Raw genomic sequence first — 7,776 nt, 5'->3', positions numbered from 1 at the left:
GGGGGTGGTGTTTATCCGGGTGCGCAGCGTCGCGCGGCTTTGTCCGTCGCGGGCTTCGGCGGCCCAGGCGGTGGCGGTGGCGAGGTCGGTCGGGTGCTCGGCGAGGAGGCGGCGGAGGTCGTCGTCGCTCAGCTCCGGCGCCGAGGCTGGGATCGCCAGCAGGTCGCGCAGCCGCCGGGTTTCGTCGCCGGAGAGCTTCAGGCGTTTCGCGATCGGCGCAGGATCGGCGGCCAGCAGCAGGGACAGGCGCAGCAGCGGGTCGGGGGGCGCCTCGCTGCGGGCCAGGGCGTCGAGGGCGCCGGCCTCGGGCAGGATGGCGGGCAGCACGCCGGTGTCGCGCATCAGCGCCAGGCTGTCGGCGGGGGACGGGCCTTCCAGCAGGCGCTTGAGCTCCATCCAGACGCGCTCGGCGGAGAGGCGCGCGAGACCCGGGACGGCGGCGCGGATCGCGGCCAGCGCGGCCGCCTCGGGCGCGCCGATGCCGTAGCGGGCGTGGAAGCGGAAGAAGCGCAGCACGCGGAGGTAGTCTTCGGCCAGGCGGGTGGCCGGGTCGCCGACGAAGCGCAGGCGGCCGGCGGCGAGGTCGTCGCGGCCGCCGAAATAGTCCCAGAGGCGCCCGTCCGCATCGAGCGACATGGCGTTCATGGTGAAGTCGCGGCGCGCCGCGTCCTCGCGCCAGTCCTGCGTCCAGGCGACGGTGGCGTGGCGGCCGTCGGTGGCCAGGTCCTGGCGCAGGCTGGTGACCTCGACCGGCTCGTGGTTCAGGACGGCGGTGACGGTGCCGTGCTGCAGGCCGGTCTCGAAGACCTTCAGGCCGGCGGCGCGCAGGCGCTCAGCGATGGCTTCCGGCGCCAGGGGGGCGGCGACGTCGATGTCATGCACCGGGCGGCCGGCCAGGATGTCGCGCACCACGCCGCCCACCGCCCGCGCCCCGGGGAGCGCGGCCAGCACGGCAGCGGGGGCGCCCTGGCGCAGGCGCTCGGGCGGGGCGATGCGGGTGCTGGGCGGATCGGCGGTCATGGCGGCGGCAAGGCACCACGCGGCACCGTTCAAAGCAAGCCGGGGCGCATCCATCCGCCGCGCGCGGCGTTTCCCTGCCGGACGGCCGCCATGGCCGCGGCAAGAAGGAGATGGGCAGATGGATGAAAACCGAGTGACGGGCGCTGCGCGCGAGACGGTTGGCCGGGTGCAGGAAGCGGTCGGCGGGCTGACCGGCAAGCGCGAATACCAGGCGCGCGGCGTGGCCAACGAGGTGCAGGGCCAGGCGGAGAATTTCGTCGGCCAGCTTTGCGACAATGTCCGCGAGCAGCCGCTGACCTCGATCGCGATCGCGGCGGGCATCGGCTATATCCTGGGCCGACTGCGCATCCTCTAAGGCCGCAACCGCGGCGACCCCGGCCGAGTTGGCATCCCCGCCAGAACAGGAGGGGATGCCGATGCCGGACCGCGATGCGACGTACGACCTGGTCGTGCTCGGCTCCGGCACCGCCGGGGTGACAGTGGCGCAGCGCTGCCGGGAAGCCGGGTGGCGCGTGGCGCTGATCGAGAACCGGGATTTCGGCGGCACCTGCGCGCTGCGCGGCTGCGAGCCGAAGAAAGTGTTCTGGACCATCGCCGGCGCGGTGGAGCGGGCACAGCGGCTGGCCCCGCATGGGGTGGCCGGCGGCGCCGCGCTGCGCTTCGACTGGGCCGCGGCGCAGCGCTTCAAGCAGAGCTTCACCGATCCGGTGCCGGCGCAGCGGCGAGAGTCGCTGGAGGCGGCCGGGATCGAGGCGATCGAGGGCCAGCCACGCTTCGTGGCGCCCGACGCGCTCGAGGTCGCCGGGCGCCGGCTGGTGGCGCGGCGCTTCCTCATCGCGACCGGCGCGCATCCGGCGCCGCTGTCGATCGAAGGCGCCGCGCAGCTGGCGACCAGCGACGATTTCCTCGATTTCCCTGAGATGCCCGACAGCCTGCTGTTCATCGGCGGCGGCTTCATCGCCTTCGAATGCGCGCATCTGGCGGCGCGGGCCGGGGCCAAGGTGCGCATCCTGGAGGCGGCGGAGCGGCCGCTGGAAAAATTCGACCCCGATCTGGTGGACCGGCTGGTGGCGCATGGCCGCACCCTGGGGATCGAGCTGGTCACCGGCTTCAAGGCGAAAGCCATCCACCCGGAAGCGGGCGGCTTCCGCGTCGAGGGCGCGACGGGCGACAGCTTCCAGGCGGCCAGGGTGCTGCACGGCCTGGGCCGGGTGCCGGCGCTGGACGGGCTGCAGCTGGAGGCCGCCGGGGTCACGCTGGAGAAGGGCCATCTGCCGCTGGACGAATTTCTCCGCGTTCGCGGCAATGAGCGGATCTTCGCCGCCGGCGATGCGGCGGGGGTGGGCCCGGCGCTGACGCCGATCGCGACGCATGACGCCAAGGCGGTGGCCAGAAGCCTGCTGGAAGGCTGCACCCCGCGGCCGGAGCAGGGCCCGGTGCCCAGCGCGGTCTTCACCCTGCCGCCGCTGGCCGGCGTCGGCCTGACCGAGGCCGCCGCGCGCGAGGCCGGGCAAGCCTATGAGCTCCGCCAGGGCGACATGGCGGAGTTCCAGTCGGTGCGGCGGATGGCCGAGCCCTGCGCCGCCTACAAGCTGCTGCTGGAGCCGGGCAGCGAGCGGCTGCTCGGCGCGCATCTGCTGGGGCCGGAGGCGGCGGATATCATTTCGCTGTTCGGCCTGGCGCTGCGGCAGGGGATGGATGCGGCGGCGCTGCGCGCGATGATCACCGCCTATCCGACCGGGGCGTCGAATATTTCGGCGATGCTGAAATAGGGGAAGATTGGGGCGCCAGGATTCGAACCTGGGAATGGCGGTACCAAAAACCGCTGCCTTACCGCTTGGCTACGCCCCAGCAGGAAGCCGCTGCAGGAAGTCGCTGCAGGAGGCCCCTCAGGCGGGGCCGTCGGTGGGTGAATAAAGGGCGGAGGCCCCTGTCGTAAAGCCCCCTCCCCAGCGCCAGCAGCCCTCGGGCAGCATCGGCGCCACGGCATGGGCGGCCTCCGGCGTGGCGAAGAGGCCGAAGCAGCTGGCGCCCGAGCCGCTCATCCGCGCCAGCAGGCAGCCGGGCAGCGCGCGGATGGCGTCCAGCAGGCCGGCGACCTCGGGGCAGAGCGACATCGCCGCCGGTTCCAGGTCGTTGCGGCAGGCCGCCAGGCCAGCGGCCATGGCCCCGGCATCGGCCCAGGCGGTCGGCATCTGCGCGAACGAGGAAAAGTCGCCGGACCGGGCGCGGAAGACGGCGGGGGTGGAGAGCGGGATGCGCGGATTGGCCAGCAGCAGCCCGGCCAGCGGCAGGGTCGGCGCCGGGGTCAGCACCGCGCCGATGCCACCCATCCGGGCCGGGCGGCTGTCCAGGCAGACCGGCACATCGGCGCCGAGCTGCTCGGCCAGGCTGGACAGCCGGGCATGGCCCAGCCCGGCCTCCCAGACACGGTTCAGCAGGCGCAGCGCCGCGGCGGCATCGGCCGAGCCGCCGCCGATGCCCGAGGCGACGGGCAGGAACTTCTCCAGCACCACCTGGCCATGCGGGGCGATGCCGGCCTCCACCGCCAGCAGCCGGCCGGCGCGCAGCACCAGGTTGTCGGGCTCGTCCGCCAGGGCCGCGGCCTCCGGCCCCTCGACACGGAGGGAGAAGGCGCCGCCGGGCTTCCAGCGCAGCCAGTCGGCGCCGCCCGGGGCGCCGGCGCCGGCGAAGGCGGCCAGGCTGTCGAGCAGGTGGTAGCCGTCGGCGCGGCGGCCCAGCAGATGCAGGTGCAGGTTGATCTTGGCCGGCGCCGGCTCGGCCAGCGACAGGGTGTTCAGCTCGGGCGGGGTCACCGGCGGCACAGCCTCGCGCAACGCGGGGGACCCCATCGGGGCCCCCAGCTTGAAAATTAGCGGGGGGGGAGGCCGTCGCGCAGCTTGGCGGCGATCTTCGGCGCCTCGCCGGGCTCGGGCTCCAGCGTCAGGGCGCGGCGCCACTGGTATTGCGCCTCGATGCGGCGGCCGGCGGCCCAGTAGACGTCGCCCAGGTGGTCGTTGATCACCGAGTTGCGCGATTCCAGCTCCACCGCCTTTTCCATCCAGCGGGTGGCGGCCGGCATGTCGCCCAGCTTGAACAGCGCCCAGCCCAGGCTGTCGGCGATATTGCCGTCCTGCGGGCGGAGCTCGGCCGCGCGCTCCAGCATGCGGCGCGCCTCGGGCAGGTTGCTGCCATGCTCGACCCAGGTATAGCCCAGGTAGTTCAGGACGTAGGGCTGCTCGGGGGCGAGCTGCAGGGCGCGGTGGAAATCGGCCTCGGCCCTGGTCCAGTCGCCGGCGCGCTCGAGCGCGATGCCGCGGGCATAGAACAGCGACCAGTGCTCCGCGCCCGGGCGCGGCACCCGGGTCAGGGCGGTGGAATAGGCCTCGGCCGCCTCGGAATAGCGTTCGCGCGTGCGCAGCAGGTCGCCCAGCCGGGCCGGCGGCTGCAGCGACTGCGGATAGGCCTCCTGCAGCCCGCGCAGCGCGGTGATGGCCTCGTCCGGGCGGTTCAGCCGGTCGAGCAGGGTGGCGCGGCGCATGGCCACGGCGGCGGCCAGCGGGTCGTCGTCGGGCACCCGGCGCAGCAGGGCCAGCGCGCTGTCGGGATGCTTCTCGTCGGCCAGGGCATCGGCGGCGATCAGCAAAGCGGGGGTGAAGTCGGGGCGCAGCCGCAGGGCCAGGCGCGCCAGCAGCAGGGTCAGCTCCGGCGCCCCCTGGCCGCGCAGCGCGCCGGCCAGCGCCAGCTCGGCCTCGGCCATGCCCTCGACCGCGGAGGCGACGGCGCGGGTCTGCAGCAGGCGGCGCCGCACCTCGGGCGCGCTGACCAGGGACAGGTCGTCGCCCACCGCGGCCAGCGCGGTGATCAGCTGGGTCGCCTCGGCCTCCTTGCCGGCGCGGGCCAGGATGCCGGCGGCGACCTGGATCATGCGCAGGTTGGTCTCGGGCGAGTCGGACAGGGCCAGCCGCACCAGCCGCTCCGCCTCGCGCGGGCGGTTGGCCAGGTCGGAGATCATGGCGCCGTGCAGGGCGGCCAGGCCGCGCAGCCGGCTGCCCTCGATCTGCGGCTTCAGCGTCGCCATGGCGGCGTCGGTATTGCCGGCCCCCGCCTGGGTCCAGGCCAGCAGCAGCGGCTGCAGCACCTGGGCGGCGCCGGTGCGCGGCATGCCGCGCAGCCGCGCCTCGGCGCGTTCCCAGCGGCCGGCCATGGCGTCGGTGCCGGCCAGCAGCATCCCCGCCAGCTCGCTCTGCGGCAGGCGGCGGGCCAGGCGCACCGCCTCCGCCCGGCCATCCAGCACATTGGCGAGGAAGGCGCGGTTCAGCACCTCGGCCTCCTCGGGCGCCAGGCGCAGCGCCTCGTTCATCTGGTCGGCGGCGGCGGTGGTGTCGGTCTCGGCGGTGGCGAAGCGCCCGGCCAGATAGGCGCCGGAGGCGGTGATCCGCGGCGGGCGGCTGCCGGGCTCGGCGGGGGAGGAGGCGTCCGGGGCACCGCCCGCGGCGCAGCCGGCGAGCAGGGCGGCGGCCAGCAGGGCGAGGCGGCGCGGGGAGACGAGCATGACCATGATGGAAGCCTAAGCCCATTTCGCGGCTGCGGGAAACGCTTCCGGAAAAGCGTCGCTGTAGAAAGCGTGAACGGCACGCTTTGTTGTGAAACGATACGGATCGGCGCATTCTTATTACGCGGGCCCGGCTGCCAGAAAGGCCGTCCGGGGCCCGATCCCCTTCCCTGGACCGGAGGATTCCCCCGTGCGTGTTTTCCTCGCGGCGCTGCTGATGCTGGCCGCCGCTGCGACGCTTTCGCCCGCCTCGGCGCAGAACCGCTTCTGGCTGATCAACCAGTCCGGGCAGACGATCGAGAGCGCCTATGTCTCGCCGTCGCGGCTGGACAACTGGGGCCCGGACATCCTGGGCAACTCCATGCTGGGCGCCGGCCAGCAGGTGCATGTGACGCCGCAGGCGACCGATTGCGTCATCGATATCCGCGTCCGCTACCAGGGCGGGCGGGAAGAGACCAAGATGCAGGTCAATGCCTGCTCGCTGACGCGGGTGGTCTTCGCCGGCGGCGGCGGCGCCGGTGGCGCGATCCGCGGCGGTGGCGCCGGGGCGACGACGCGGGTGGCGGGCGATCCGTCCTTCAGCTTCGTCAACCGCTCGGGCAGCGTGGTGCGCGAGCTCTATGTCTCGCTGAGCACCGACCGCAGCTGGGGCCGCGACCGGCTGGGCGAGCAGGTGCTGGAGCCCGGCTACGACCGCTGGATCGAGCTGCCGGCCGGGCGCAGCTGCACGGTCGACGTCAAGATCGTCTACATGAATGGCCGCGAGCAGGAGCGCCGCGGCGTCGAGACCTGCTCCCGCTCCGAGATCGTCTGGCGCTGATTTTCCCGCGCTTCGGGTCGTGATGGGGGGACGGGGTCACGGAAGTGGCCCCGTCCTTCTCGTTTCAGGGCGGGTTCAGAACCTCAGGCTGTAGCTGAGCTGGGTGCCATAGTCGTTGGCGGCCTGGCCCTCCTCCCGCAGCCGGCGCCAGCCGACGGTCCAGACCAGCCCCTCGACCCAGGGCAGCGCGTAGCTGGCCGAGGCGGTGTGCATCGCCGCCCGGGCCGCGTCGTCGCCGCGCTCCTTCAGCCACTCATAGACATAGGCGAGGCTGACCGGGCCGCGCGCCAGCTCGGCGCCGGCGGTGACCACCTGGCGGCGCAGGCCGCGCAGCCCGTCGGCATTCTCCTGCCGGACCCATTCGACCAGGGGGGTGGCGGTGATGTCGCCGCCCAGCGGCACCTCCCAGGCGAGGCCCGCGACCACCCCGCGCTCGGTCGCCGCGGTGCCGGCCTGCAGGCTGTCGAGGCCCGCCCGGCGCGACGAGTAGCCCAGAGTATAAGAAAGCTCGCCCAGCGGCAGCGGCACCTCCTGCCCGGCGAGGGACGCCACCCAGTTGCCGGCGCCCTCCGTGTTGTCCGGCCCGCCATAGGCGCGGCGGTTGCGCGCCGAATAGCGCAGCCGCCCCTGGCCGTCCTGGTAGGACCAGCGCCGGGCGAAGAGCGAGGAGGACAGCGCGCTGCGATCGGCCTGGAAGAATTCCAGCTGCAGGCTGTGCTGGCCCAGCCGGTCGGTGGCGCTGGCCAGGTCGGAGAGCGACAGGTTCACGCCGCCGCCGATCTTCTCCGACAGCTCATAGCCCTCGGCGAAGTCGGTGCCGTAGAGGCCGGGCGCCTCGTCCCAGGCCATGCCGAAGCGCGGATGGATCTTGCCGGCGAAAAGCTGCAGCGGGCCCTGCGACCAGGCCAGATAGAGCTGGTCGACCCAGGCGGCCTGGGCGTGGAAGGCGCGGTCGCTGCCATCGGCGGGGCGGTCGGCGGGCTCCAGCTTGAAGACGCTGTTCACGGTGAAGCCGCCGGGCAGGCTGAGATAGACGCCGAGCTCCGTCTTGTTGAACAGGTCGGCATAGCGGCCGCGGCCGCCGCGCCGGCCATTCAGGTCGAGGTTGAGCTCGGTCTCGAGCTGGCCGGTCAGGCGCCAGCCGCCGGCCTGCAGCGCGGCCTGCTGGGCATCGGCCTGGTCGCCGAGCTGGGTGCTGGCCTGGGCATGGGCCTGCAGCGGCGCCAGCAGCATCCCCGCCGCCAGCAGGGGCCACCAGCCGGGCATGATCCGGGATGCGGGCGCCGGAGGGGGGCAGGGGGTCATGATCATGCCTCTTCTCGAATTTGTGCGTCATGCTACAGATGGGCAGGCGACAGCGTCAATGCGGGATGGCGGGGCG

General features: G+C 73.5%; 7 protein-coding genes and 1 tRNA gene. 3 read left to right on the top strand and 5 right to left on the bottom strand.

The window, feature by feature from the left end; genetic code table 11:
• The coding region (locus GVN67_RS27050; protein WP_160000421.1) for a CCA tRNA nucleotidyltransferase at positions 1-1,020 on the bottom strand (1,020 nt) is incomplete at its 3' end.
• Between the two features lie 118 nt (positions 1,021-1,138).
• Between GVN67_RS27050 and GVN67_RS27045 the strand changes: the two genes are divergently transcribed.
• On the top strand, positions 1,139-1,375 hold the full coding sequence (locus tag GVN67_RS27045) for a CsbD family protein (protein WP_160000420.1): 237 nt from the start codon (positions 1,139-1,141) through the stop codon (positions 1,373-1,375).
• A 61-nt stretch (positions 1,376-1,436) separates the two neighbouring features.
• Complete coding sequence (locus tag GVN67_RS27040) at positions 1,437-2,792, top strand: NAD(P)/FAD-dependent oxidoreductase (protein ID WP_160000419.1); 1,356 nt, start codon at positions 1,437-1,439, stop codon at positions 2,790-2,792.
• A gap of 7 nt (positions 2,793-2,799) precedes the next feature.
• Here GVN67_RS27040 and GVN67_RS27035 read toward each other — a convergent pair.
• The 3 genes from GVN67_RS27035 to GVN67_RS27025 form a co-directional block, all read right to left on the bottom strand.
• Positions 2,800-2,871: transfer RNA gene (locus GVN67_RS27035), tRNA-Gln, on the bottom strand.
• 38 nt (positions 2,872-2,909) lie between these two features.
• Complete coding sequence (locus GVN67_RS27030) at positions 2,910-3,836, bottom strand: 4-(cytidine 5'-diphospho)-2-C-methyl-D-erythritol kinase (protein WP_235035556.1); 927 nt, start codon at positions 3,834-3,836, stop codon at positions 2,910-2,912.
• Positions 3,837-3,892: 56 nt separating this feature from the next.
• On the bottom strand, positions 3,893-5,581 hold the full coding sequence (locus GVN67_RS27025; RefSeq protein ID WP_160000417.1) for a tetratricopeptide repeat protein: 1,689 nt from the start codon (positions 5,579-5,581) through the stop codon (positions 3,893-3,895).
• Between the two features lie 184 nt (positions 5,582-5,765).
• On the opposite strand from GVN67_RS27025, the gene GVN67_RS27020 reads away from it, so the two are divergent.
• A complete protein-coding gene (locus GVN67_RS27020; RefSeq protein ID WP_235035554.1) occupies positions 5,766-6,395 on the top strand; it encodes a Tat pathway signal protein in 630 nt (209 codons plus the stop codon).
• 75 nt (positions 6,396-6,470) lie between these two features.
• Here GVN67_RS27020 and GVN67_RS27015 read toward each other — a convergent pair whose 3' ends face one another.
• Positions 6,471-7,661 (bottom strand): hypothetical protein, encoded by a 1,191-nt coding sequence (locus GVN67_RS27015; protein WP_160000416.1) that lies wholly within the window; start codon positions 7,659-7,661, stop codon positions 6,471-6,473.
• Positions 7,662-7,776 lie beyond the last annotated feature (115 nt).

The organism is Roseomonas sp. 18066, from assembly GCF_902706185.1.
In the GTDB taxonomy this organism is placed as follows: domain Bacteria; phylum Pseudomonadota; class Alphaproteobacteria; order Acetobacterales; family Acetobacteraceae; genus Pseudoroseomonas.
Note: the sequence above shows the minus strand (reverse complement) of the source record. Positions and strands in the feature narration are given on the sequence as shown.